We start from the raw sequence: 25,246 nt of genomic DNA, 5'->3' as shown, positions 1-25,246 counted from the left end.
ATTAAACTTCGTAATGAATTACGTGTTCACTCTTGAGACTTGATATTTTTAAAGTCCGTAGACTTTTTGATATCTGTCCTGCGAGTGCCCACACAGATTGTCTGATAAATTGTTAAAGAGCATGCCGCGATTATTCAGCGGCGCGGGCTGCGTATATTACGCTTTCCGCTTTATCAGTCAAGCATTTATTTTTGCTTTCCTGACGATTCGTACCTTGCCGAATCTTACTTAACACCGCATTCCGTAAGCCGTTGTGCCGTGTCAGTGGAGGCGCATTATAGGGAGTTCTTTCCGGCTGACAAGTGCTAATTTCAAATTAATTTCTGAGTGTCGTTTTTTTCAGCAAAACAGCCTTAAACCGCCACTTTTTCCAGCGAAGGGAAGCCATAACGCTGTAGAACCGGCGATAATTGCAGCGCTTCGCTGTCAAGCTCGGTGCAAAACGCGCAGTTAGCCTGCGAAGAGCGCACGCCTGGCGCCTCATGTTCCAGCAGCCAGGCCGTTCGACGGGCTATCGCCGCGCCCGAATCGATCAGACGCGTGCCTTCAGGCAATACCTGCTGTAGTTCTTCACGCAGTAAAGGAAAATGCGTGCATCCCAATACGACCGTATCCGGCGGCTCCGCCATCCGCAGCCAGGGTTGAACAACCTGCCGTACATCCTGCAAGGCAATAGCCTGCCCATGAAGCTTCTGTTCTGCCAGCTCCACCAGCTCCGCCGAACCCAGCATGGCAATTCGGCAAGAGGTGGCAAACTGCGCCACGAGATCGTGCGTATAAGGACGACGCACCGTCGCACGCGTCGCCAGCAGACCCACCACGCCGTTACGCGTCAGACGCGCCGCTGGCTTAATCGCTGGCACGACGCCGACGACGGGAAAATCGAAGCGCGCGCGCAGCGCCGGCAAGGAGACCGTACTGGCGGTATTGCAGGCAATAATGCAAAGGGAAAGCGGATGACGACTGGCAATCGCGCCGACGATATCGACGACGCGCTCGACAATATACTCTTCGCTCTTCTCTCCATAAGGAAAGCCAGCGTTATCGAAAGCATAGAGATAATGCAGATCCGGCAGTAGCTGCCGGACCTCATCATAGACAGAGAGCCCACCCACGCCGGAGTCAAACACCAGTACGGTGGGACGCAAATCAGAAGCTGTAGCTGGCGCTAAGGTAATACTCCGTTCCTGGAGTTTGATAGCCATACACTGTCTCGTAATCTTTATCAAACAGGTTGGCAATTCTACCACGAACCGTCAGCTGAGATGTGACCGGATACGACACCGCGAGATCCCACAGGCTCACGCCCCCCAGTTTTACGCGACGGGTAGGATAGCTGTTGAAGTCATTATCAAAGCGGTCGCCCAGATAGTGGTAGGTCACCGACCAGTCAAAGTCATAAACAGTCCAGTCGAGCTGATACTTAACCTGTTGTTTTGCGCGGCGTACCAGCTGTTCATTGGTCTCGCCGTCGCGCGCGTCAACGTAGTCGTAGGAGATCTGATGGCCTAGCGGGCCGGTATCGAACGAAGCGGTCGCCTCAACGCCTTTAATACGCGCTTTATTGATGTTGTAGTAGCGATAGGTGGTCGGATCGCTGTCGATAAGGTTATCAATGTCGTTGCGATAACCCGATACCCGCCAGTTAACCGCTCCGGTCAGCCCTTCGAAACCCCCTTCCCACTGCTTGCTCTTTTCCGGATCGAGATCGGGATTACCATAGCTCGTGCTATACACCTGGGACAGGTTGGGCGCTTTAAAGGCGGTGCCGTAAGAGGCGAAGGCGCGGTAGCCTGAAATAAATTCCCAGGAGGCGGCGGTTTGCCAGGTATTGTGCCAGCCGAACTGGTTATTATTGTCGCCGCGCACCGCTCCTTCGAGGGTAACGCTGCCGAACTGCTGCTGCCCGGTCAGATAGACACCGGTGTTGCGCTGCTCATATCCATCCGCCAGATAGTTGGTGCCCGGTTCGGTAGTCTCTTTTTGCCAGTCGACGCCGCCGCTAATCGCGCCCTGCCCAACCTGTACGGTATTGCCCCACTGCAGGTTGTATTGCGTAACGTCGTCAAAAGTAGAGGCGTCGCCATAGCGGCCATTACGCGGATCGTAATTGATATCTTTGGTGCGGCTGTAGCTGGCGATCAGCTGCGTCGAATAGATATCCCGATTGAAACGCAGGCCGGTATCCCAGGTCTGGCTATAAAGCTGGCGCGTGTCTGCAAGGCCGACGATATGGGTATAGCTGCTGTCGTAGCTGTAGGAGCCATCATAGGCGGTGCGGTTGTCGAAACCATAGCCGCGCACAAAGCCGCTCAGCTCATCGCTGAACTGATGCTCAAGGTTGCCATAGAGGGTCTTACTCATAAAACCATCTCTGTCGCCCTGCGCCGGGCCATAGTCGTTAGGGTAGCCCGCGCCGACGTCAAAGCCGCGGGTATAGGTGTAGTTGCCAGCCAGCGTCAGCTTTGTGGCGTCGCCCAGCATCTGCTGCGTCGAGCCGTCATAAGACTGATAGCCTTTTGAGCCGACGCCTGCGGTCAGCGTGGTGCCAGGCTGTGCGCGGCCGGTGATAATATTCACCACGCCGCCGATAGCGTCTGAACCATAGACCGCCGAGCGCGCCCCGCGGATATATTCGATACGCTGCACCAGCGAAAGCGGAATCTGGCTGAGATCGGAAGAGCCGGAGATACCCGCCTGGTTGAGGCGAATGCCGTCAATCAGGATCAGGACATGGCTGGAATTGGTGCCGCGAATAAACAGCGAGCTGCTCTGCCCGATACCGCCGTTCTGCGCGACATCGACGCCAGGCAAACGGCGCATCACATCGGTCAGGCTTTTCGCCTGCCAGCGGTCAATCTCAGCGCGCGTAACCACCGTCGCAGGCGCCAGCACCGAGGATACCGGCTGGGCGAAACGGTTAGCGGTGACAACTTGCGTATCATCATCATTCTGAGCGAAACCAGGTTGCGCCCAGAGAGCAAGCGCCGTTGCGCTAAACGCGAACAGCGAAGCGGAATGTTTTTTCATTTTTATGAGCATCCAAAAGACGAAGCAGGATGCCGCAGGCATACGATCGATAGCACGCGATGACCGTACGAGTTGCGACGTCACACCGGCAGGTCTTCGGGCTGGGAACCATAAATGGCGAAGACTTCCCATCCAGCTGGACAGTGTCTGCAAGGCGATCGCCACGACATTCCTTACCGCTGCGCGTCAGCTCCAGATTCGCACTGGATTCCCTATTAACTCAGGCTGAGGCCGGCGCACGCAGTCTACAGGAGTCTTAATGGAAGTCCAGACTTCCATCCTCCTGGTGCGCGCAGGACTGGACAACGCCAAGTGAATGCCTACAATCGCCCGGCAAGTTTGCTATTAACCAGGATCGCTCATGACACCCGAACATCTCCCAACCGAACAGTACGACGCGCAACTGGCCGAAAAAGTCAGCCGTTTACAGACGATGATGACGCCGTTCGCCGCGCCTGAAGTGGAGGTGTTTCGCTCGCCGGTCAGCCACTACCGGATGCGCGCGGAGTTTCGCCTCTGGCATGATGGTGACGATATTTATCACATCATCTTCGATCAGGCGACGCGGCAGCGTATTCGCGTCGATCGTTTTCCCGCCGCCAGCGAACTGATTAACGCGCTGATGCCGGAAATGATCGCGGCGATCCGCGATAACCGCGTATTGCGCCACAAGCTGTTTCAGATCGACTATCTCTCGACGATGAGCAATGAGATTGTTATCTCGCTGCTTTACCACCGTAAGCTGGAAGCGGACTGGATTGAGGCGGCGAGCGCCCTGCGCGACAAGCTGCGCGCACAGGGCTATGCGGTGCAGCTGATCGGCCGCGCCACGAAAACCAAAATTTGTCTCGACCGCGATTTTATCGACGAGCGGTTGCCGGTGGCGGGCCGCGAAATGATCTACCGACAGGTAGAGAACAGCTTCACGCAGCCCAATGCAGCGATGAATATTCAGATGCTGGAGTGGGCGCTGGACGTGACCCAGGGATCGCGCGGCGATTTGCTGGAGCTTTACTGCGGCAACGGTAACTTTTCGCTGGCGCTGGCGCGCAATTTCCGCCGCGTGCTGGCGACGGAGATCGCCAAGCCTTCGGTCGCGGCGGCGCAGTTCAATATCGAAGCCAACCAGATCGATAACGTGCAGATTATCCGCATGGCGGCGGAAGAGTTTACCCAGGCGATGAACGGTGTACGCAGCTTTAATCGCTTACAGGGCATCGACCTGAAGAGCTATGAATGCGAAACCATCTTTGTCGATCCGCCGCGCAGCGGCCTGGATGAGGAGACGGTGAAGATGGTGCAGGCCTATCCGCGTATCCTTTATATCTCCTGCAATCCTGAGACGCTGTGCGACAACCTGCAAACGCTGGCGCAGACGCATGAGGTTTCCCGTCTGGCGCTGTTCGATCAGTTCCCCTATACGCACCATATGGAGTGCGGCGTGTGGCTGACGCGTAGAAGCGATAAATAGAGCAGGCGCAGACTCACGCAAACGCAGGTAGTGCGGGCGGAAGAGCAAAGCGGCCCGCGCCAGCGACAAAAATGCATGGCGCTGGCGCGATCGGCCACCAAATAAAACGGGAACCTCAGGTTCCCGTTTATCTGTCAGTCGTTGTTCTTACGACGCTTCATCTTAACGCCGATCCAGAACACCAGCGCCACCATCAGCAGCGTCGGAATAAAGTTAGAGCCGATATCCGGATACTCGGCGCGCACCAGCGCGCTATACACCAGAATGCCCAGCAGGAAAAACGCCGCTGCCAGACCCGGCATGCCGTCCGGCATATTGCGGTTCAGATAACGCTGGTGCAGGCTCCAGACCGCAAGGCCTAACGCGATAATCGGAAAGATAGAAAAAGGAACAAAGGCGCTAAACAGCACAGAAAATGAGCCGTTAATCGCTAAGCCGGTAATAAAAGCCAGCAGCAGGGTGCCTTTATCGCGGGAGGTCGGTTGTGTCATGGCTTATCCTTATCGTTTACTCTTCGGTTTTTTCCAGGGTAACCGCCAGCCGCTCCTGCTCACGGCGATACCAGTAATAAGCGCCTTTAGCGATCATGCGCAGCTGCAGCACCAGGCGATCCTCCAGCTTGCGTCGCTGTTCGATATCGACATCCAGCGCTTCCGCGCCTGCGCTAAAGACAATAGTCACCATCGCTTCCGCCTGCGCCTCGGTAAAGCTGCGCGGCATACGGTTTTCCACCTCAAGGTAGTCTGCCAGTTCGGCGATAAAATGCTGAATTTCACGCGCGACGGCGGCACGAAACGCGGCAGAAGTGCCAGAACGCTCGCGCAGCAGCAGCCGAAATGCGTTGGGATTGTTGCCGATGAACTCCATAAAGGTGGAGACCGAGGTTTTAATTATGCTGCCGCCTTTAGCAATACGCTGACGCGCCTGACGCATCAGCTGGCGCAGCATCAAACCGCTCTCATCGACCATCGTCAAACCAAGCTCATCGACATCCTTAAAATGACGATAAAAAGAGGTGGGCGCGATACCGGCCTCCCTGGCAACCTCACGCAAACTTAAACTGGCAAAACTGCGTTCGGCGCTAAGCTGGCTAAATGCCGCTTCGATCAGCGTACGTCTTGTACGTTCTTTTTGTTGCGCTCTGACGCCCATTCTCTCTGCCTTGTGACGAGTTGAAGAGGCACTATAACAAAATTTCAGCGTACATAAGGGCAAAGTTTGTGACCGCCTGTTAACCTCACTCTTTGTCAAACGGAGGGGAATTTCACTGTTAGAATTCAGAAGTGCGCGGCGAGATGTTAGAATCTCGTTGTAAAAATGTATAGAAAATAGGACGTACTGGTATGCAAAAGTCTTACGATTACGATGCCATCGTGATTGGCTCCGGTCCTGGAGGTGAAGGTGCAGCCATGGGCCTGGTGAAGCAGGGAGCGCGCATTGCAGTGATCGAACGCTACCATAACATCGGCGGCGGTTGTACCCACTGGGGCACCATTCCCTCCAAAGCGCTTCGCCATGCAGTCAGTCGCATTATCGAATTCAACCAAAATCCGCTCTACAGCGATCACACCCGACTGCTGCGCTCCTCATTCGCTGATATCCTTAACCATACGGAAAACGTCATCAGCCAGCAGACCGCGATGCGCCAGGGCTTTTACGAGCGCAATCGCTGCGAACTCTTTCAGGGCAACGCCCACTTTATTGATGCCAATACGATTGAAGTCGAGCACTATGACGGCACGCGCGAGCGCCTGACGGCGGAGAAATTCGTTATCGCCTGCGGCTCCCGTCCTTATCATCCGGCGGATGTTGATTTTACCCACCCGCGCATTTACGACTCCGACTCTATCCTCAATCTGCACCACGAACCGGGCCACGTCATTATCTACGGCGCGGGCGTGATCGGCTGTGAATATGCATCGATTTTCCGCGGGCTGAACGTCAAGGTCGATCTCATCAACACCCGCGACCGTTTGCTGGCGTTTCTCGATCAGGAGATGTCAGATTCGCTCTCTTACCACTTCTGGAACAGCGGCGTCGTGATCCGCCATAACGAAGAGTTTGAGAAAATCGAAGGCGTTGACGACGGCGTTATTATGCACCTGAAGTCAGGCAAAAAAGTGAAAGCCGACTGCCTGCTCTACGCTAACGGCCGTACCGGCAACACCGATTCGCTGGCGCTGGAGAATGTCGGGCTGGAGGCGGACGGACGCGGCCTGCTGAAGGTAAACAGCATGTATCAGACTGCGCAGCCGCATATCTATGCGGTGGGCGACGTGATCGGCTACCCGAGCCTTGCGTCAGCCGCCTACGATCAGGGCCGCATCGCCGCGCAGGCGATTATCAAAGGCGAAGCCAGCGCGCACCTGGTGGAAGATATCCCGACCGGTATCTATACCATTCCGGAAATCAGCTCCGTGGGCAAAACCGAGCAGCAGCTGACGGCGATGAAAGTGCCTTATGAAGTGGGACGCGCGCAGTTTAAGCATCTGGCGCGCGCGCAGATTGTCGGCATGAACGTGGGCAGCCTGAAAATTCTGTTCCACCGCGAAACCAAAGAGATCCTGGGCATTCACTGCTTTGGCGAGCGCGCGGCCGAAATCATTCACATCGGACAGGCGATTATGGAGCAGAAAAACGGCGGCAATACGATTGAGTACTTCGTAAATACCACCTTTAACTACCCCACCATGGCCGAAGCCTATCGCGTGGCCGCGTTGAACGGCTTAAACCGCCTGTTTTAACGTGCTGTTGAGATAGCCTTGCATGTGCGTGCGAATCGCTTCTGCCAGCTGCTCATAGCGGCTGCGCAGAGGCGAACCGGGACGATAGACCAGCGCGATAGTGCGCTGCGGCACAGGCTTATAACAGGGCAGATAGCATACGCCGTCGCGCACGCGCTCCTGCGGCACCGCCAGCGCGGGCAGCAGCGTGATGCCACTTCCGGCCGCGACCATATTGCGCAGCGTCTCCAGGCTGGTGGCGCGGAAATGCGTATCCTCGTCAGCGCCTGCTTCAAAGCAGAATCCCATCGCCTGATCGCGCAGGCAGTGGCCATCTTCCAGCATAAGCAGCTTTTCGCCCGCCAGATCGGACATCGGGACGCGATCGCGATCGTGCCACGGATGATCCTGATAGACCGCCAGCCTCATCGGCTCGTCGAACAGCGGCACCTCAATAAAGGCCTCGCTCTCTTTGACCAGCGCCAGAATTGCGCAGTCGAGCTTGCCGCTGTCGAGCTGCGCCAGCAGTTGCTGCGTCTGGGCCTCGTGCAGATACATCTCAAGCTTGGGGAAAGTCTGGTGCAGCATAGGAATAATTTGCGGCAGCAGATAGGGTCCTGTGGTAGGGATCAGCCCGATATGCAGTGGGCCGGACATGGCTTCGCCCTGCTGGCTTGCCATCTCTTTTAATACTTTAACTTCCCGCAGCACGGTGCGCGCCTGATCGACCAGCAGCATGCCCGCCTGGGTGAACAACACTTTACGGCTGGTTCGCTCCAGCAGCATAACGCCCAGCTCATCTTCCAGCTTGCGGATCTGTCCGCTTAGCGTCGGCTGGCTGACGTGGCATGCGTCCGCCGCGCGGCGGAAATGGCGATGCTCAGCAAGCGAAACCAGATATTCAAGATCGCGAATGTTCATTGTTATCCTCCAGACCACGATAGCCCGTGGCGATAGATAGGATAGCAATGAACGATTAGCCCTATCAAGCAATGATGAGAATAATGCACGCAGCAAATTCAGGCGATTCGCTCTCAAGGAGAAAATATGTTTGCAACTCAGGAAGGTAAAGCCGTTCCGCAGGTCGTATTTCACACCCGCCAGGGCGATCGCTGGGTAGACGTTACTACAGATGAGCTGTTCAGAGACAAGACGGTTATCGTTTTTTCACTGCCGGGCGCCTTTACGCCCACCTGTTCTTCAAGTCATTTGCCGCGCTATAACGAGCTCTACAGCGTATTTGCGCAGCATGGCGTTGACAGCATCCTGTGCGTGTCGGTTAACGACACCTTTGTGATGAACGCGTGGAAAGCAGAGCAGCGCGCGGAAAATATTACCTTTATTCCGGATGGCAACGGCGAGTTTACGCGCGGGATGGAGATGCTGGTCGAGAAATCGGACGTTGGTTTTGGCGCGCGCTCATGGCGTTATTCGATGCTGGTGCGTAACGGCGTAATTGAGAAGATGTTCGTTGAGCCGAACAAGCCGGGCGATCCCTTTGAGGTCTCTGACGCCGACACCCTGCTGCGCTATCTGGCGCCGGAATTTAAAGTGCAGGAGTCCGTCTCGCTCTTTACCAAACCAGGCTGTCCGTTCTGCACCAAAGCGAAACAGATGCTGATCGATAACAACATGCCGTTCGAAGAGATTGTGCTGGGTCAGGATGCTACCACCGTCAGCCTGCGCGCCGTTTCAGGCCGCGCCACGGTGCCGCAGGTCTTTATCGGCGGTCGCCATATCGGCGGCAGCGACGATCTGGAGCAGTACCTGCTGTCAGCGTAAAAGAATCACAGTGTCAGCCGGAGCGCTGGCCCTCTGATGATGTGCCTAAAATAAAAAATGAAATTCCGAAGCTAGAGGTTAGCGGGCAATTGTTGCCCGCCTTTTTTTTGCCTGTCGATCAGGCGAGACGCTGTTTCGCCTCGGCGATGGCAGACGCGACCTGCTGCGGCGCGACGCCTCCTTTCGCATTCCTTTTTTCCAGGCAAGAGCGCAGCGCCAGAATAGCGTAAACGTCCTCTTCAATGGTCGCGCTAAACTGCTTTAGCTGCGCCAGCGACAGCGCTTCCAGCGCCACGCCCTGTTTGATCGCTTCGACTACCGCTTCGCCCACGATATGGTGCGCTTCACGGAAGGGCACGCCCTTCGCCACCAGATAGTCGGCCAGCTCGGTTGAGTTGGCGTAGCCCTGCTCTGCCGCTTCCTGGCAGCGCGGACGTTTCACCTGAATGCCATCCAGCACCAGCGCCGACATATGCAGGCAGTCCAGCCAGGTATCGAGCGCGTCGAACAGCCCCTCTTTGTCTTCCTGCATATCTTTATTGTAGGCGAGCGGCAGTCCTTTCAGCGTCATCATCATGCCGGTCAGCGCGCCCTGCACGCGGCCGCATTTGCCGCGGATCAGCTCCAGGGCGTCCGGGTTTTTCTTCTGCGGCATCAGCGACGAGCCGGATGTTACTTTGTCAGACAGCTCCACGAAGCCCGCCTCGCCGGTATTGAAGAAAATTAAATCTTCTGCGAAGCGCGACAGATGCACCATGCCGATAGAGGCGTCAGACAGCAGCTCCAGCACATGGTCGCGATCGGAAACGGTATCCAGACTGTTGCGCGTCGCGGAGGCGAAGCCCAGCCAGCCAGCCAGCTGCTCGCGATCGATTTCGTAGGCGGTGCCCGCCAGCGCGCCGCAGCCGAGCGGGCTAACGTCGAGGCGCTTCAGGGTATCCTGCAGACGGCTTTCGTCACGCGCCAGCATCTCAACATAGGCCAGACACCAGTGCGCGAAGGTAACCGGCTGCGCGCGCTGCAGGTGCGTGTAGCCCGGCATGACCGCATCCTGATTCGCTTCGGCGGTTGCCACCAGCGCCTGCTGCAGTTCGCGCGTGGCGCCCAGCAGCACCTCAACCTGCGCTTTGCACCAGAGTTTCAGATCGGTCGCGACCTGATCGTTACGGCTGCGGCCGGTATGAAGCTTTTTGCCCAGCGCGCCGACTTTTTCGATCAGCTGGCCTTCAACCCAGCTGTGAATATCTTCGGCGTCGCTTTGCAGAATCTGTTCTGGATTCGCCTGCACCTCGGTCAGCAGCGCATTCAGCGCCTGCTCCAGCTGCTGCTGCTCGTCGCCGCTCAGCACGTTGACCGTCACCAGCGCTTTGGACCAGGCGATGGAGCCGACAATATCCTGCTCCGCCAGACGATAGTCGAAGCGCAGCGAATCGTTGAACTGTTTGAAACGTTGGTCTGCTGCCTGGGTAAAACGTCCGCCCCAAAGTGCCATGTGAAACTCCTTTCAATCCTTAAACAAGAGGCGGCCCGAAGCCGCCCCTGCGAAATCTGGTTGGGCGAGGCGTACGCCTCGCCAGCTATTACTTCTTCTGCTCGTTCAGGGCGCGGATGCGCGAAGAGAGCGAGAACAGACGGATAAAGCCGCCTGCATGACGGTGATCGTAAACCTCGTCTTCGCCGAAGGTGGCGAACTCTTCTGAGTAGAGGCTGTTAGAGGAGCGTTTCTGGATCGCCGTCGCCTGACCTTTATAGAGCTGCAGCACCACTTCGCCGTTTACCTCTTCAGCCAGCGACTCGGCGGCGGCCTGGATTGACTTACGCAGCGGCGCGAACCAGCGGCCGTCGTAGACAACGTAAGACATCTCATGGCCCAGCTGCTCGCGCCATTTGAAGCTGTCGCGATCCAGTACCAGCTGCTCAACCGCGCGCAGCGCGTTCACCATAATGGTGCCGCCAGGAGTTTCGTAGCAGCCGCGCGACTTGATGCCCACCAGACGGTTTTCCACGATGTCGATACGGCCCACGCCGTGTTTCGCGCCGATAGCGTTGAGCGCTTCCAGACACTGGAACGGACTCAGCCTTTCGCCGTTCACCGCCACAACGCGCCCTTTTTCCACGGTAACGGTGACGTTTTCCGGCTGATCCGGCGCCTCCAGCGGATCGACGGTCCATACCCAGCAATCTTTGTTCGGCGCGTTAGACGGACTCTCCAGCACGCCGCCTTCGGTAGAGATATGCCAGGCGTTCTCGTCGCGGCTGTAAATTTTTTCCAGTGACGCGGTGGTCGGAATGTTGCGCTCTTTCAGATAGTCCAGCAGCGCTTCACGCGAACGCAGGTTCCATTCACGCCACGGCGCGACCACTTTCAGCTGCGGCGCCAGCGCGGTGTAGGTGGTCTCGAAACGCACCTGGTCGTTACCTTTGCCGGTCGCGCCGTGGCACAGCGCGTCTGCGCCCACTTTCAGCGCCAGTTCTACCTGGGCTTTGGCGATAATCGGACGCGCCATTGAGGTACCCAGCAGATAGGTGCCTTCATAGAGTGCGCCGGTCTGCAGCACCGGATAAACGTAGTCGCTGATAAACTCTTCACGCAAATCGACAACGTGGCACTCAGACGCGCCAGACTGCAGCGCTTTCTTCTCCACGCCTTCCAGATCGCTACGCTCCTGACCGATATCCGCCACGAACGCCACCACTTCACAGCCGCCGTAGTTCTCTTTCAGCCAGGGAATAATGGCGGAAGTATCCAGGCCGCCGGAATATGCCAGTACGATTTTTTTGATATTTTGCGTGCTCATGTCGTCATCCTAAATCTAAGTCGTTAAGCGAGGATCCGGGTGCCGATCGACACGCCGTTAAACAGGTCAGGCAGCTGCTCCGCGTGGCGCCAGCTGGCGATATCCACCGGGCGGCCCAGCGTACGCGCCGCGTCGAGCGCCGCGTTTACTTTTACAATCATGCCATCAGTAATGATGCCTTGCGCGATCAGCTGCTCCGCTTTTGCGGCCGTCATCTCTTCGATGCGCTGGCCTTTGCCGTCGAGGATGCCGCTCACGTCGGAGAGCAGCACCAGATCGGCACCCAGCGTGGCCGCCAGCGCGGTCGCCGCCTGGTCGGCATTGACGTTCATCAGCTCGCCGCCGTCGGTAATGCCGATAGAGCTGACGATCGGCATATAGCCTGCAGCCAGCAGCGTGTTAATCAGCGCTGGATCGCCCGGTTCGGCGTGGCCGACGTGCCCCAGCTCTTCATCAAGCTGCGCCACGCTGACCAGATCGGCGTCGCCCAGACTCAGGCCGACCGCTTTAATGCCATATTTTTTCGCCCAGGCGAGCAGGGTTTTATTGGCCGTACCCGCCAGCGCACCGGTAATAATGTCGATCTGGTCGGCAGGCGTTACGCGCAGGCCGTTCTTCTTCTTCACCGGCAGCGAAAGCTTTTTCATCAGCTCGTCAACCACGCAGCCGCCGCCGTGAACGATCATCAGCGGGCGCTGATGTGCGCTGCGCCAGGCCAGCAGTGCGTCGAACAGCCGCGCCAGCGCTTCTTCGCTGTCGAGCAGCACGCCGCCCAGTTTGATAATTAATGGAGTTGTCATATGCATCCTTGTCCGTTAAATCAGTGACTGCGTTTCAGGGAAGCCGAAGCGAATATTCATACACTGCACCGCCTGCGAGGCAGCACCTTTCAGCAGATTATCTTCCGCCGCGACGACGATCAGATGCTCGCCCTGCACCGCGAAGCCGATATCGCAGAACGGCTGGCCGATAACCGCTTTCAGCGCCGGCACGCCCTGCTCATAGACGCGCACCAGCGGCTTGTCGTGATAGGCGCGGTGGAACGCCGCCGCAACGTCGTCATGGCTGACGCCCGGCTTCAGGCGACAGGTGATGGTCGCCAGAATGCCACGCGGGAAGTTGCCGAGATGCGGCGTAAAAATTACCGGCGCGCCGAGATGCGCGACGATTTCCGGGTGGTGGCGATGATTAAACAGACCGTATGGCTGCAGGCTCACTTCACAAAAGCTGGTGGTGACGCTCGCCTTGCGTCCTGCGCCGCTTACGCCGCTGGTGGCGTTAATCACCGGCCACTGATCGGCGTTAAGTAGTTCGCCGTCAACCAGCGGTTTAAGCGCCAGCTGCGCCGCGGTGGGATAGCAACCCGGCACCGCCACCAGCTGCGCCTCTTTGACTTTGTCATGGTTCCACTCCGCCAGGCCGTAAACCGCTTTATCAAGCCAGTCGCTGTGCTGATGAGTGAAGCCGTAATAGCGCTGATAAAATTCGCTGTCGTTAACGCGGAACGCGCCGGAGAGATCAAACACGACGCAACCCGCTTCGAGGAAGGCTGGCGCCAGATCGTGGCTGACTTCATGCGCGGTCGCCAGAAACACCACATCAACCTTGTCTGCCCACTCGGCCGCGCTGCTCAACGGCTGCAGCGGCAGATCCACCACGCCTTTCAGCTGCGGATGCAGATCTGACAGACGCTTTCCGGCATCCGGGCTTTGCGCTGAAACCGCCAAAGCGGTTATGTTCATATGTGGATGACGATTGAGGAAGGTGGCGAGCTCTACGCCAGCGTAACCACTGGCGCCAACGATCAGCGTATTCAACATCAGGCTGTATACCTTTTTACAGTCACACGTTCCGGGTCGCGGCCTTGCCCCGTTGCCCACGATGCCGTTTGCGGAGGATTTCTGCTTCCCAGCCAACCGGCGTTAATGTATTTTTATTCACTATTACTGCATGAATATTGATACATCCTAACTCAAGGACCGTCAACAGTGAAGACAAAATTACCGCCTTTTATCGAACTCTACCGCCAGCTGATCGCCACTCCGACCATCAGCGCGACCGATGCGGCACTGGATCAGAGCAATGAAACTTTAATCAATTTACTGGCAGGCTGGTTTCGCGACCTGGGCTTCAGCGTTGAAGTGCAGCCCGTACCGGGCACGCGCCATAAATTTAATATGCTGGCACGCACCGGCAGCGGCGCGGGCGGCCTGCTGCTGGCGGGACATACCGACACGGTGCCTTTCGACGACGGGCGCTGGACGCGCGATCCCTTTACCCTGACGGAGCACGACAACAAGCTCTACGGGCTGGGCACCGCCGACATGAAAGGCTTCTTCGCGTTTATTCTCGACACGCTGCGCGACGTAGACGTCAGCAAACTCAGCAAGCCGCTCTATATTCTTGCCACGGCTGATGAAGAGACCACTATGGCGGGCGCGAAATATTTTTCTGAAACGGCGAACATTCGTCCCGACTGCGCCATTATCGGCGAGCCGACCTCGCTGAAGCCGGTGCGCGCGCACAAGGGCCATCTGTCACACGTTATCCGCGTACAGGGCCAGTCGGGCCACTCCAGCGATCCGGCACGCGGCGTCAACGCCATCGAGCTGATGCACGATGCCATCGGTCATCTGATGCAGCTGCGCAATACCCTGAAAGAGCGTTATCACCACGACGGTTTCGCGATCCCTTATCCCACCATGAACTTTGGCCATATTCACGGCGGTGACGCGGCGAACCGCATCTGCGCATGCTGCGAGCTGCACATGGATATTCGTCCGCTGCCGGGCCTGACGCTAAGCGATCTGGAAGGGCTGCTGAACGAGTCGCTGGCACCGGTCAGCGCACGCTGGCCAGGGCGCCTCACCGTCGGCGAGCTGCACCCGCCGATTCCAGGCTACGAATGTCCGGCCAATCACGAACTGGTCGCCGTGGTGGAAAAACTGCTCGGCACGCCGACCGAAGTCGTCAACTACTGCACCGAAGCGCCCTTTATCCAGGAACTGTGTCCGACGCTGGTTCTGGGGCCGGGATCGATTAACCAGGCGCACCAGCCTGATGAATTTATCGATACCGCATTTATTAAGCCAACTCGGTCGCTGATCGCGCAGGTTGTACAGCATTTTTGCCACTGATTCGCAATAAACAGGGCAATTGACTGTTAAGAAAGCAAATTTCCTGATCTAAACGCGGGATTTGTTGATAAGAATAACTTATCCCGCTCCCGTCAAATTAAAATCTTTGAATTTCCGCTAGTTAGATGAATGTTACCGGGCGCTCAAGCGCATTGACGGCGCCGGGTTTACGTGGCTAGATAAAAGCCGATGTTATGCCCGGTGGGTGATTACTCATGCAGTTCCGGCTTTGCCGCGCGCTGTGGGTGTAGAAGTTTAAAAAGACGATAAGGGTGTCAGGGTCACATGAACGAACAATATTCCGCAATGCGAAGTAATGTCAGTATGCTCGGCAAACTGCTCGGGGATACGATCAAGGATGCACTAGGAGAGAACATCCTCGACCGGGTGGAGACTATCCGCAAACTCTCAAAGTCATCCCGTGCGGGAAATGACACTCATCGCAAGGAACTGCTTAACACGCTGCAAAATCTGTCGAATGACGAACTGCTGCCTGTGGCGCGCGCTTTTAGCCAGTTTCTTAACCTGACCAACGTCGCCGAACAGTATCAGACCATTTCACGCAGCGGCGATGGCGCGAACCATCCCGAACTGCTGAAAACCACCTTCGATCGCCTTAAGCAGCAGCCTGACGTCAGCGAAAGCGATATTCGCGCAGCGATCGAGTCGCTGTCGCTGGAGCTGGTGCTGACTGCGCACCCGACAGAGATCACCCGCCGCACGCTGATCCATAAGCTGGTCGAAGTAAACAGCTGCCTGAAGCAGCTCGATCATAGCGATATCTCAGACTATGAACGCAACCAGATTATGCGCCGCCTGCGTCAACTGGTGGCGCAGGCGTGGCACACCGATGAGATCCGTAAATATCGCCCAACGCCGATCGACGAAGCTAAATGGGGCTTCGCCGTGGTGGAGAACAGCCTGTGGGAAGGCGTGCCTGCTTTTTTGCGCGAGCTGAACGAGCAGGTTGAAGAGGCGTTCGGCGTCAAACTGCCGGTAGATTTCGTACCGGTAAAATTCACCTCCTGGATGGGCGGCGACCGCGACGGCAACCCGAACGTTACCGCCACGGTAACGCGCCACGCCATGCAGCTCAGCCGCTGGAAAGCCGCCGATCTCTTTTTACGCGATATCGGCGTGCTGATCTCTGAGCTTTCAATGTCTGAATGCAGCGAAGAGGTACGCGAGCTGTGCGGCGATCCAGAGGCGATTGAGCCTTACCGCGTCATCCTGAAGCGTATGCGCAGCCAGCTGCTTACGACGCAATCCTGGCTTGAACGCCGCCTGAAAGGCGAGCGTCTGCCGCGCCCGGCCGATCTGCTGGTTTCCAACGATCAGCTGTGGGAGCCGCTTTACGCTATTTACCAGTCGCTGCAGCAGTGCGATATGGGCATTATCGCCAACGGTCAGCTGCTGGATACGCTGCGCCGCGTGAAGTGCTTCGGCGTGCCGCTGGTGCGCATCGATCTGCGTCAGGAGAGTACGCGCCATACCGAAGCGATTGCAGAAGTGACCCGCTATCTCGGCCTCGGCGACTATGAAAGCTGGTCGGAAGCGGATAAACAGGCTTTCCTGGTGCGCGAGCTGAACTCCAAGCGTCCGCTGCTGCCGCGTCACTGGGAGCCGAGCGACGAAACGCGCGAAGTGCTGGAAACCTGCCGCGTCGCCGCCGAGGCGCCGCAAGGCTCTATCGCGGCCTACGTGATCTCCATGGCGAAAACCCCGTCCGACGTGCTGGCTGTGCATCTGCTGCTGAAAGAAGCAGGTATTAACTTCGCCATGCCGGTCGCGCCGCTGTTTGAAACCCTCGACGACCTCAACAACGCCAACGACGTGATGAGCCAGCTGCTGAGCATCGACTGGTATCGCGGTTTTATCCAGGGCAAACAGATGGTGATGATTGGCTATTCCGACTCGGCGAAAGACGCCGGCGTAATGGCCGCCAGCTGGGCGCAGTATCAGGCGCAGGACGCGCTTATCAAAACCTGCGAGAAAGCCGGTATCGCGCTGACGCTGTTCCACGGACGCGGCGGCAGTATCGGCCGCGGCGGCGCCCCTGCCCATGCGGCGCTGCTGTCGCAGCCGCCGGGCAGCCTGAAAGGCGGCCTGCGCGTGACTGAACAGGGCGAAATGATCCGCTTTAAATATGGTCTGCCAGAAGTCACCATCGCCAGCCTGTCGCTCTACACCGCCGCGATTCTGGAAGCTAACCTGCTGCCGCCGCCGGAGCCGAAGAAAGAGTGGCACAGCATTATGGATCAGCTTTCGGCGCACTCCTGCGCTATGTATCGCGGCTACGTACGCGAAAATCCAGACTTCGTGCCCTACTTCCGCTCCGCCACGCCGGAGCAGGAGCTGGGCAAACTGCCGCTCGGTTCACGTCCGGCCAAGCGTCGCCCGACCGGCGGCGTCGAGTCGCTGCGCGCCATTCCCTGGATCTTCGCCTGGACACAGAACCGTCTGATGCTGCCCGCCTGGCTCGGCGCGGGCGCGGCGTTGCAAAAAGCGATGGAGGAGGGTCATCAGGATCAGCTGGAAGCGATGTGCCGCGACTGGCCATTTTTCTCTACGCGTCTGGGAATGCTGGAAATGGTGTTCGCCAAAGCTGACCTGTGGCTGGCGGAATATTACGATCAGCGTCTGGTGGACAAAACATTGTGGCCGCTGGGCAAACAGCTACGCGACCAGCTTGACGCCGATATTAAAGCAGTGCTGACCATCGCCAACGACGCGCATCTGATGGCGGATCAGCCGTGGATAGCCGAGTCGATCGCGCTGCGCAACGTCTACACCGATCCGCTCAACGTGTTGCAGGCGGAGCTGCTGCAGCGTTCACGCGCCCAGGAAGCGCGCGGCGAAGAGGTCGATCCGCGCGTCGAGCAGGCGCTGATGGTGACCATCGCGGGCGTAGCGGCGGGTATGCGCAACACCGGTTAATCTTCCTGACCACTCCCGGGCAGGCCCCCTGCCCGGAAACCTCTGTTCTGCTGCCTGTTTCGCGCTTGCGAGCGTTGTGCCTGGGCGCTACTTTGCTCTATTCTTTAGGACCATTCCTCAGTTATCCACATTCTCATTTACAGGAGTTGCCTTATGGCATCAGGAATTTCTCGCATCTGGATGCGTACCGGCATGTTGCTCGGCGCCGCGCTGCTGGTGCTTAACCTCACCGCGTGCGGCGACAAAGAGGGCGATCAGCGCAAAGCCTTTATCGACTTCCTGCAAAATACCGTCATGCGCAGCGGCGAACACCTGCCAAGCCTGAGCGAAAGTCAGAAGCAGAATTTTGGTAAATATGCAGGCGACTACGCCATTCTTTACGGTTTTTCCCAGCAGGTGAATAAAGCGATAGATCAGGGCATGCGCCCGGTCGTCGATGAGCTGTCGGCGATCCACGTTCCGCAGGATTACCTGACGCGCCGTGACGCGCTCCGCCAGGCGAACGGCGCGCTGGTCATTGTGACGCAGCAGCTGGAGAGCGCCAAAATGCAGGCGGACAGCAGCAAAGCCGCGCTTAAGCAGGAAGAGGATCTGAAAAAGGTTTACGACACCGTTTACGATAAAGTCGTGACGCAGCCAGCCAGCCAGCTGGTGCCGCTGCTGCCGAAGCTGCAGGCGCTGAGCCAGGGCGCGGCGCAGGCGGGCGACTTCCTGCAGCAGCAGGGACCGCGCGTAAGCTTCAACAACAATGCCGTTCAGTTCCCGACGCCGGATCAGGTAACGCAATATAACGCCCTGATGAGCACCATCTCCGCCAATGCGCAGGCGTTAACGCAGGCGCAGACTGCCGTTCAGAGCGGTTTGCAGTAACACCTCTTCCGGGGCGAGCCTCAGGCTTGCCCCGGCTTCTACAGCGTCGCTTCCTTTCAGATTTTCGCCAGCCCGATAAGCGCCTCGTCAGGAGTGTGATCTGGCGCATTTTCGACCAAAAATAGTTTGTGATCTTAGTCACATATATGAAACAAACCAAACACCCTTAAACGTGATGTTCTTCACATTTAGGTCAGTTTTGCGGCGAAAAAATAGCCATTGTGGTTTTTTTACACGTTTATTATGTGATCTTCCTCACTAAAATGCCCCCTGCCCCCACCCGAATTAGGTGATCTGCATCACACTTAGACCGGCCGCTACGCAGCTTCATATTCGCGTGATAGAGTCCGCGTGCATACAGTAATAGCGACGGCTTTCCGCCGTGCTGGCTTAACAAAAACAAACGCGCTCTCTTATTGCAGCGCGTCTCGATAAGGGGTGGCTTTATGTCCTCATCAGTCAAGGTCAAGGTTCAGAGCTTTGGTCGCTTTCTGAGTAATATGGTGATGCCTAACATCGGTGCGTTTATCGCATGGGGTATCATCACTGCGCTGTTCATCCCAACCGGATGGATTCCTAACGCGACGCTGGCGAAGCTGGTCGGCCCGATGATCACCTACCTGCTGCCGCTGCTGATCGGTTTCACCGGTGGTCGTCTGGTTGGTGGCGATCGCGGCGGTGTAGTCGGCGCGATCACAACAATGGGCGTGATCGTCGGCGCCGATATGCCGATGTTCCTTGGCTCAATGATTGCCGGTCCGCTGGGTGGCTGGGCGATCAAATCTTTCGACCGCGCCGTTGACGGTAAAATCAAAAGCGGTTTCGAAATGCTGGTCAACAACTTCTCTGCCGGCATTATCGGCATGTTGCTGGCGCTGCTGGCGTTTCTGGCTATCGGTCCGCTGGTAGAAGGTCTGTCGCATATTCTCGCCGCAGGCGTCAACCTGATGGTGCAGCACAACCTGCTGCCGCTGACCTCGATTTTTGTTGAGCCGGCGAAAATCCTGTTCCTCAATAACGCCATTAACCACGGCATCTTCTCGCCGCTGGGCATCCAGCAGGCAAGTGAAGCGGGCAAATCAATCTTCTTCCTGATTGAAGCAAACCCAGGCCCGGGTATGGGCGTGCTGGTCGCTTATATGCTCTTTGGCCGCGGCAGCGCTAAACAGTCTGCGGGCGGCGCGGCGATCATCCACTTCCTCGGCGGTATTCACGAAATCTACTTCCCGTACGTGCTGATGGCACCACGTCTGCTGCTGGCGGTAATCCTGGGTGGCATGACCGGCGTCTTCACCCTGACGCTGCTTAATGGCGGTCTGGTCTCTCCGGCTTCTCCAGGCTCAATCCTGGCAGTGCTGGCGATGACGCCGAAAGGTGCCTACTTCGCCAACATCGCGGCGATTATCGCGGCCTTTGCCGTCTCCTTCGTCGTCTCCTCTATTCTGCTGAAAACCAGCAAAGTTAAAGAAGAAGACGATATCGAAGCGGCCACTAAACGCATGCATGAGATGAAAGCGCAGTCTAAAGGCCAGGCTGTAGCGGGCGCGCCGGTCGTAGCTGACGCCAACAGCGTTGATGTCAGCCATGTGCGTAAAATCATTGTCGCCTGTGACGCTGGGATGGGTTCCAGCGCGATGGGCGCCGGCGTGCTGCGTAAGAAAGTGCAGGATGCGGGACTGACGAATGTCTCTGTCACCAACAGCGCGATTAACTCGCTGCCGGGCGACGTCGATCTGGTGATTACCCACCGCGACCTCACCGAACGCGCGATGCGTCAGGCACCGCAGGCGCAGCATATTTCGCTGAATAACTTCCTCGACAGTGCGCTCTACACCAACCTGACCGATCGCCTGATTGCGGCGAACCGTAGCGAAACACATCGCGAAACCGTACAGACCGCGCTGGCGGACAGCTACGACTCCAGCAACGCCCATCTGTTTAAACTGGGCGCGGACAACGTCTTCCTCGGCCTGAGCGCCAGCAATAAAGAGCAGGCGATCCGCTTCGCTGGCGAGCAGCTGGTGAAAGGCGGCTACGTTCAGCCGGAATATGTGGAAGCGATGCTGGCGCGTGAACAGCTCACCCCAACCTATCTGGGCGAGTCAATTGCGGTGCCGCATGGCACAGTGGAAGCGAAAGATCGCGTATTGAAAACGGGCGTGGTGTTCTGTCAGTATCCGCAGGGCGTACTGTTCGGCGAGGATGCGGATGACGTGGCGCGTCTGGTCATTGGCATCGCGGCGCGTAACAATGAGCACATCCAGGTCATCACCAGCCTGACGAATGCGCTGGACGACGAAAGCGTCATCGAGAAGCTGGCGCACACCAACAGCGTGCAGGAAGTGCTGGATCTGCTGTCGGGCAGCCCGGCGACCGCCTAAACGTCCTGCGTGATTTTCCCTGGGGCGGGTATGCCCGTCCCGATTTCCGGGGCGGACATGCCCGCCCCATCGTCATTTGATATGGGTCAATATTATGAAAGCGTTACATTTTGGAGCAGGTAATATCGGTCGTGGTTTCATCGGCAAACTGCTGGCGGATGCAGGCATTGAGCTGGTGTTTGCCGATGTCAACCAGGTGGTGCTGGATGCACTGAACGCGCGTCATGAATATCCAGTACATGTAGTTGGCGAGCAGGCAAAAGTGGAAATCGTGAAGGGCGTCAGCGCCGTTAACAGCACCAGCGATGATATCATTGCGCTGGTTGCGGACGTTGATCTGGTCACTACCGCAGTCGGGCCGCAGATCCTTGAGCGCATCGCGGGCAGCGTGGCAAAAGGCCTGGCGAAACGTCAGGAAGCAGGCAACGACCGACCGCTCAATATTATCGCCTGTGAAAACATGGTGCGCGGCACCAGCCAGCTAAAACAGCATGTGCTGAAAGCGTTGCCGGAGCAGCACCACGCCTGGGTTGAGCAGCATGTCGGCTTCGTTGATTCCGCCGTAGACCGTATCGTGCCGCCGTCCGAAGCGGGCAGCAACGATCCGCTGGAAGTAACTGTTGAAACCTTCAGCGAGTGGATTGTTGATAAAACCCAGTTCAAAGGCGAGCTGCCCACTATCGCAGGTATGGAGCTTACCGATAACCTGATGGCTTTCGTCGAGCGCAAACTCTTTACCCTGAACACCGGCCACGCGATCACCGCCTATCTTGGCCAGCTCGCCGGTCATCAGACTATTCGCGACGCTATCCTGGATGAGAAAATCCGCGCGGTAGTCAAAGGCGCGATGGAAGAGAGCGGCGCAGTACTGATCAAGCGCTATGGATTCGACGCCGACAAGCACGCCGCCTATATCGAGAAAATCCTGGGGCGCTTCGAAAATCCTTACCTGAAGGACGACGTAGAGCGTGTAGGCCGTCAGCCGCTGCGTAAACTGAGCGCGGGCGATCGTCTGATTAAACCTACGCTGGGCACGCTGGAGTATCAGCTGCCGAATGCGCATCTGGTGCAGGGCATCGCCGCCGCAATGCACTACCGCAGCGCGCAGGATCCCCAGGCTCAGGAGCTGGAGGCACTGATTAACGAGAAAGGCCCGCAGGCGACGCTGGCGCAGGTATCCGGTCTGGATGCCGACAGCGACGTGGTGGCGGCGGCGGTCAGCGCGTACAACGCGATGGCATAACAGTCGCGTGTTGGTCACGCACAAGCGGTACGGGCGCAGCGACGCTGCGCCCGTTGAGGGTATCAGAATTCTGCAGGCGACAATGGAAGAGAAGCAAGCTTTTGAAAACCGGGTGCTTGAGCGCCTGAACGCCGGACGTTCGGTGAGAAGCTTCCTGATCGCTGCCGTCGAACTGTTGGCCGAAGCAGTCAATCTGCTGGTGCTGCAGGTGTTTCGCAAGGACGACTACGCGGTGAAATATGCGGTTGAGCCGCTGCTGCTGGGCGATGGCCCGCTCGGCGAGCTGCCGGTGCGCCTCAAGCTTATCTACGGTCTGGGCGTTATCAACCGCCATGAGTATGAAGATTGCGAGCTGCTGCTGGCGCTGCGCGAAGAGCTAAATCACGATCAGGGCGACTATCGCTTTACCGACGATGAGATACTCGGCCCGTTCGGCGAGCTGCACTGTGTGGCGGCGTGGCCGCCGAAACCGGACTTTCATCCCGACGACGCCGAGCTGCGCGCCATGCAGCAGCAGCGCTATCTGCAGATGGTGCGCTCGACCATGGTGCTTTCTCTGACTGAACTTATCTCGCGCATCAGCCTGAAACAGGCGTTCAAACGTCCCGGCGCCTGAGATTCAGGCGCCCCGCTCCATCGACGCGCGCGAATCTGCGCCGCTTTTCGTGTATCCTTTGCCTGTTTTCCACAACGAGTTTTCGCCATGAAAGAGCAAGAAAAAGCCGAGATTAAACGTCTGAGCGATCAGCTGGACGCCCTGAACCGCAAAGAGCCGCAGCTGCTGGAGTCAGGCGACGCCGAGAAGCTGGGCGCGCTGCTGAAAGAGAAAGAGACGCTGGTTACGGAGATCGAGCGTCTGCGCGACAAGCGCGACGACAAGCTGAGCCAGGAGGCGCAGAAGCTGCAAAATCTGCCGTTCAGCCGCGAGATTACCAAAAAAGAGCAGGCCGACATGGGCACGCTGAAGAAGAGCGTACGCGGCCTGGTGGTCGTGCATCCCATGACCGCGCTGGGCCGCGAAATGGGTCTGAAGGTGATGACCGGCTTCGCGAAGAAGCCGTTCTGAGCCTGGGATCAGGCGGCCGCCTGATCCTCTCCGCGCTGGCCGACGGCAGCTGATACCTGCTGCGCCAGCGCATCAAGCAGTTCGTAACGTCGACGATACTCAGCCCGTTTCTTACTGGCGATCTCCTCCAGCGCTTTGCGCGGCATACTGAGCGGCAGCGCATAGAGCGCATCTTTGCGCGCTTCGCCGCCGAGCGATGTCCAGAACTCGCTGTAGCTGGCAAAGAAATAATCGCTCTTGCTGTGGCGATAGCGCAGGCTGCGAAACACATGCGTGGTATCGCCGACGGCGACGATTTTCTCCGCCGCGCAGTGCTGCGCCAGCATACACACCACTTCCATAACGATGCGTTTGGGGAACAGCCCGTGTGCTGCTTTCGTCGCTTCGCGGATCACCTCGTTAGAGATATGTTTGCGCGGCCCCTGTAAACCGCCGATCAGCAAGGTGCGCTGGCCCGCTTCATTCATCAGCGAAAAAGAGAGCGAGGCGATCGCCTCATGCTGGTAGTGCAGCACCAGCGTAATCTCGCCTTCGCGATCGAAACGTCCCGGGCAGGAGAAAAGCTCGAAGGTTTCATCATTTTTGCCGCGCAGCGTCGCCAGCAGATTATCGCCGGGACTTTGCAGCAGCTGCCGCAGCCGGGGATTGTGCAAAGCCGCGACCAGCTGATAGTGGTCAAGGATCGCCTGCGCGCGCGCCGCCACGCTGATCCCGGCGCGTAAATAGGGACGATGCGGCTTAGCGGGCAATAAGCCCTGCACGCTCATGACCTGATGCAAATCGGGCAGCTGAGAAAGCTGGTTAAGATAACGCAGCGTCGTCACGGGAAACACCAGGGTTCTCAGGGCGAACTTCAGGCGAAAACCTTTACTCAACCACAGTTTATTAGGGATATATTTTCCGCTGACTAACCGAAAAAACAGCGAAGCCGACGACTCAAGAGCCGGCGCAGGAGTAGTTATAATAGACATGATGTAACATTCTCTTGTGGAATGTTATTTAGCCTACCTGCGTGAAATTCAACGGAAGGTTAATATCGTGAAAGGTTAAAAAACAACTGCGCGCATGTTTAGCTGCGGTTTAATTATTGCTTTTGCAGGCATAAAAAAACCGGCGAATCGCTTCACCGGTTTTTGCTGTTAAACGGACAAACTTATTTTGCAGAGGCGAAACGCGCTGCGGCTTCGTCCCAGTTCACCACGTTCCAGAACGCCTTGATGTAGTCAGGGCGTTTGTTCTGATACTTCAGGTAGTAGGCGTGCTCCCACACGTCCAGGCCCAGGATCGGGTAGCCTGACGCGCCAGAAATCGCTTCGCCCATCAGCGGGTTGTCCTGGTTAGCGGTAGAGACCACGGCCAGTTTGTCGCCTTTTTTCACCAGCCACGCCCAGCCTGAACCAAAGCGGGTAGCAGCGGCTTTCTCAAACTCTTCCTGGAATTTCTCAAAGCTGCCGAAATCTTTTTCGATAGCCGCTTTCAGGTCGCCCTGCAGCGTGGTGCCGATTTTCAGGCCTTTCCAGAACAGGCTGTGGTTAGCGTGACCGCCGGCATTGTTGCGCAGCACAGTTTTTTTGTCTGCCGGAACCTGATCCAGTTTGGTGATCAGCTCGTCAACCGGCAGGTCAGCGAATTCGGTACCTTCCAGCGCGGCGTTAGCGTTGTTAACGTAGGTCTGGTGGTGTTTGGTGTGATGGATTTCCATCGTCTGCTTGTCGAAGTGCGGTTCCAGTGCGTCGTAGGCGTAAGGCAAAGATGGCAGTGAATAACTCATGTTCTTCCTCTCCATTTCATATTTGGGCGGCGGCGCC

General features: G+C 57.4%; 21 protein-coding genes and 1 riboswitch. Of the genes, 10 read left to right on the top strand and 11 right to left on the bottom strand.

What is annotated here, in order from left to right; all coding sequences use genetic code 11:
• Positions 1-353: 353 nt before the first annotated feature.
• Together murI and btuB are read right to left on the bottom strand one after the other, a co-directional pair.
• Positions 354-1,205 carry a glutamate racemase gene (gene murI, locus MHZ89_RS19775; RefSeq protein ID WP_311784381.1) on the bottom strand — a complete coding sequence of 284 codons (852 nt, stop codon included), beginning with the start codon at positions 1,203-1,205 and terminating at the stop codon, positions 354-356.
• Positions 1,150-3,030: a TonB-dependent vitamin B12 receptor BtuB gene (btuB, locus tag MHZ89_RS19770; protein WP_311784380.1), complete on the bottom strand. Its 1,881-nt coding sequence runs from the start codon at positions 3,028-3,030 to the stop codon at positions 1,150-1,152. The genes murI and btuB overlap by 56 nt, the downstream gene beginning before the upstream one ends.
• Positions 3,031-3,099: 69 nt before the next feature.
• Positions 3,100-3,281: riboswitch (cobalamin riboswitch) on the bottom strand.
• A 110-nt stretch (positions 3,282-3,391) separates the two neighbouring features.
• Between btuB and trmA the strand changes: the two genes are divergently transcribed.
• Entirely contained in the window at positions 3,392-4,501 is a 1,110-nt protein-coding gene (gene trmA, locus MHZ89_RS19765; protein ID WP_311784379.1) for a tRNA (uridine(54)-C5)-methyltransferase TrmA, read from the top strand.
• Positions 4,502-4,635: 134 nt separating this feature from the next.
• On the opposite strand, the gene MHZ89_RS19760 is transcribed toward trmA, so the two are convergent.
• Together MHZ89_RS19760 and fabR are read right to left on the bottom strand one after the other, a co-directional pair.
• Entirely contained in the window at positions 4,636-4,992 is a 357-nt protein-coding gene (locus tag MHZ89_RS19760) for a YijD family membrane protein (RefSeq protein WP_081140612.1), read from the bottom strand.
• Between the two features lie 16 nt (positions 4,993-5,008).
• A complete protein-coding gene (gene fabR / locus MHZ89_RS19755) occupies positions 5,009-5,653 on the bottom strand; it encodes an HTH-type transcriptional repressor FabR (protein ID WP_120457839.1) in 645 nt (214 codons plus the stop codon).
• A gap of 191 nt (positions 5,654-5,844) precedes the next feature.
• Between fabR and sthA the strand changes: the two genes are divergently transcribed.
• Complete coding sequence (gene sthA, locus MHZ89_RS19750) at positions 5,845-7,245, top strand: Si-specific NAD(P)(+) transhydrogenase (RefSeq protein WP_120457837.1); 1,401 nt, start codon at positions 5,845-5,847, stop codon at positions 7,243-7,245.
• Here sthA and oxyR read toward each other — a convergent pair.
• Entirely contained in the window at positions 7,228-8,145 is a 918-nt protein-coding gene (gene oxyR, locus MHZ89_RS19745; RefSeq protein ID WP_311784378.1) for a DNA-binding transcriptional regulator OxyR, read from the bottom strand. The two genes, sthA and oxyR, sit on opposite strands and share 18 nt — an antisense overlap.
• A gap of 126 nt (positions 8,146-8,271) precedes the next feature.
• Between oxyR and MHZ89_RS19740 the strand changes: the two genes are divergently transcribed.
• Positions 8,272-9,006, top strand: a complete 735-nt coding sequence (locus MHZ89_RS19740) for a glutathione peroxidase (RefSeq protein WP_311784377.1) — start codon at positions 8,272-8,274, stop codon at positions 9,004-9,006.
• A gap of 118 nt (positions 9,007-9,124) precedes the next feature.
• Here MHZ89_RS19740 and argH read toward each other — a convergent pair whose 3' ends face one another.
• The 4 genes from argH to argC all read right to left on the bottom strand — a co-directional run bounded on the left by argH (position 9,125) and on the right by argC (position 13,624).
• Entirely contained in the window at positions 9,125-10,498 is a 1,374-nt protein-coding gene (argH, locus tag MHZ89_RS19735; RefSeq protein WP_120457831.1) for an argininosuccinate lyase, read from the bottom strand.
• Positions 10,499-10,586: 88 nt separating this feature from the next.
• Complete coding sequence (locus MHZ89_RS19730) at positions 10,587-11,804, bottom strand: argininosuccinate synthase (RefSeq protein WP_120457829.1); 1,218 nt, start codon at positions 11,802-11,804, stop codon at positions 10,587-10,589.
• Positions 11,805-11,827: 23 nt separating this feature from the next.
• On the bottom strand, positions 11,828-12,604 hold the full coding sequence (gene argB / locus MHZ89_RS19725) for an acetylglutamate kinase (RefSeq protein WP_120457827.1): 777 nt from the start codon (positions 12,602-12,604) through the stop codon (positions 11,828-11,830).
• Positions 12,605-12,619: 15 nt separating this feature from the next.
• Positions 12,620-13,624: an N-acetyl-gamma-glutamyl-phosphate reductase gene (argC, locus tag MHZ89_RS19720; RefSeq protein ID WP_311784376.1), complete on the bottom strand. Its 1,005-nt coding sequence runs from the start codon at positions 13,622-13,624 to the stop codon at positions 12,620-12,622.
• Positions 13,625-13,792: 168 nt separating this feature from the next.
• Here argC and argE point away from each other — a divergent pair, with 168 nt between their 5' ends.
• The 7 genes from argE (at position 13,793) to MHZ89_RS19685 (ending at position 23,438) form a co-directional block, all read left to right on the top strand.
• Positions 13,793-14,941: an acetylornithine deacetylase gene (argE, locus tag MHZ89_RS19715; protein ID WP_120457824.1), complete on the top strand. Its 1,149-nt coding sequence runs from the start codon at positions 13,793-13,795 to the stop codon at positions 14,939-14,941.
• A gap of 285 nt (positions 14,942-15,226) precedes the next feature.
• Positions 15,227-17,878, top strand: coding sequence for a phosphoenolpyruvate carboxylase (gene ppc / locus MHZ89_RS19710; protein WP_311784375.1), 2,652 nt, complete (start codon positions 15,227-15,229; stop codon positions 17,876-17,878).
• 153 nt (positions 17,879-18,031) lie between these two features.
• Positions 18,032-18,748 carry a DUF3053 domain-containing protein gene (locus MHZ89_RS19705; protein WP_120457820.1) on the top strand — a complete coding sequence of 239 codons (717 nt, stop codon included), beginning with the start codon at positions 18,032-18,034 and terminating at the stop codon, positions 18,746-18,748.
• A gap of 446 nt (positions 18,749-19,194) precedes the next feature.
• Positions 19,195-21,129 (top strand): PTS mannitol transporter subunit IICBA, encoded by a 1,935-nt coding sequence (locus tag MHZ89_RS19700; protein WP_311784374.1) that lies wholly within the window; start codon positions 19,195-19,197, stop codon positions 21,127-21,129.
• A 94-nt stretch (positions 21,130-21,223) separates the two neighbouring features.
• Complete coding sequence (mtlD, locus tag MHZ89_RS19695) at positions 21,224-22,372, top strand: mannitol-1-phosphate 5-dehydrogenase (RefSeq protein WP_311784373.1); 1,149 nt, start codon at positions 21,224-21,226, stop codon at positions 22,370-22,372.
• Positions 22,373-22,454: 82 nt separating this feature from the next.
• Positions 22,455-22,988 carry an MltR family transcriptional regulator gene (locus tag MHZ89_RS19690; protein ID WP_311784372.1) on the top strand — a complete coding sequence of 178 codons (534 nt, stop codon included), beginning with the start codon at positions 22,455-22,457 and terminating at the stop codon, positions 22,986-22,988.
• Positions 22,989-23,075: 87 nt separating this feature from the next.
• On the top strand, positions 23,076-23,438 hold the full coding sequence (locus MHZ89_RS19685; RefSeq protein ID WP_120457812.1) for a YibL family ribosome-associated protein: 363 nt from the start codon (positions 23,076-23,078) through the stop codon (positions 23,436-23,438).
• A gap of 8 nt (positions 23,439-23,446) precedes the next feature.
• On the opposite strand, the gene MHZ89_RS19680 is transcribed toward MHZ89_RS19685, so the two are convergent.
• A complete protein-coding gene (locus MHZ89_RS19680) occupies positions 23,447-24,409 on the bottom strand; it encodes a VirK/YbjX family protein (protein WP_311784371.1) in 963 nt (320 codons plus the stop codon).
• Between the two features lie 182 nt (positions 24,410-24,591).
• Entirely contained in the window at positions 24,592-25,209 is a 618-nt protein-coding gene (sodA, locus tag MHZ89_RS19675) for a superoxide dismutase [Mn] (RefSeq protein WP_120457808.1), read from the bottom strand.
• Positions 25,210-25,246: the final 37 nt, after the last annotated feature.

Source organism: Pantoea sp. ACRSB, assembly GCF_022346905.1.
In the GTDB taxonomy this organism is placed as follows: Bacteria; Pseudomonadota; Gammaproteobacteria; order Enterobacterales; family Enterobacteriaceae; genus Pantoea; species Pantoea piersonii.
The sequence above is the reverse complement of the archived record's forward strand: the minus strand, read 5'-3'. Positions and strand labels throughout refer to the sequence as shown.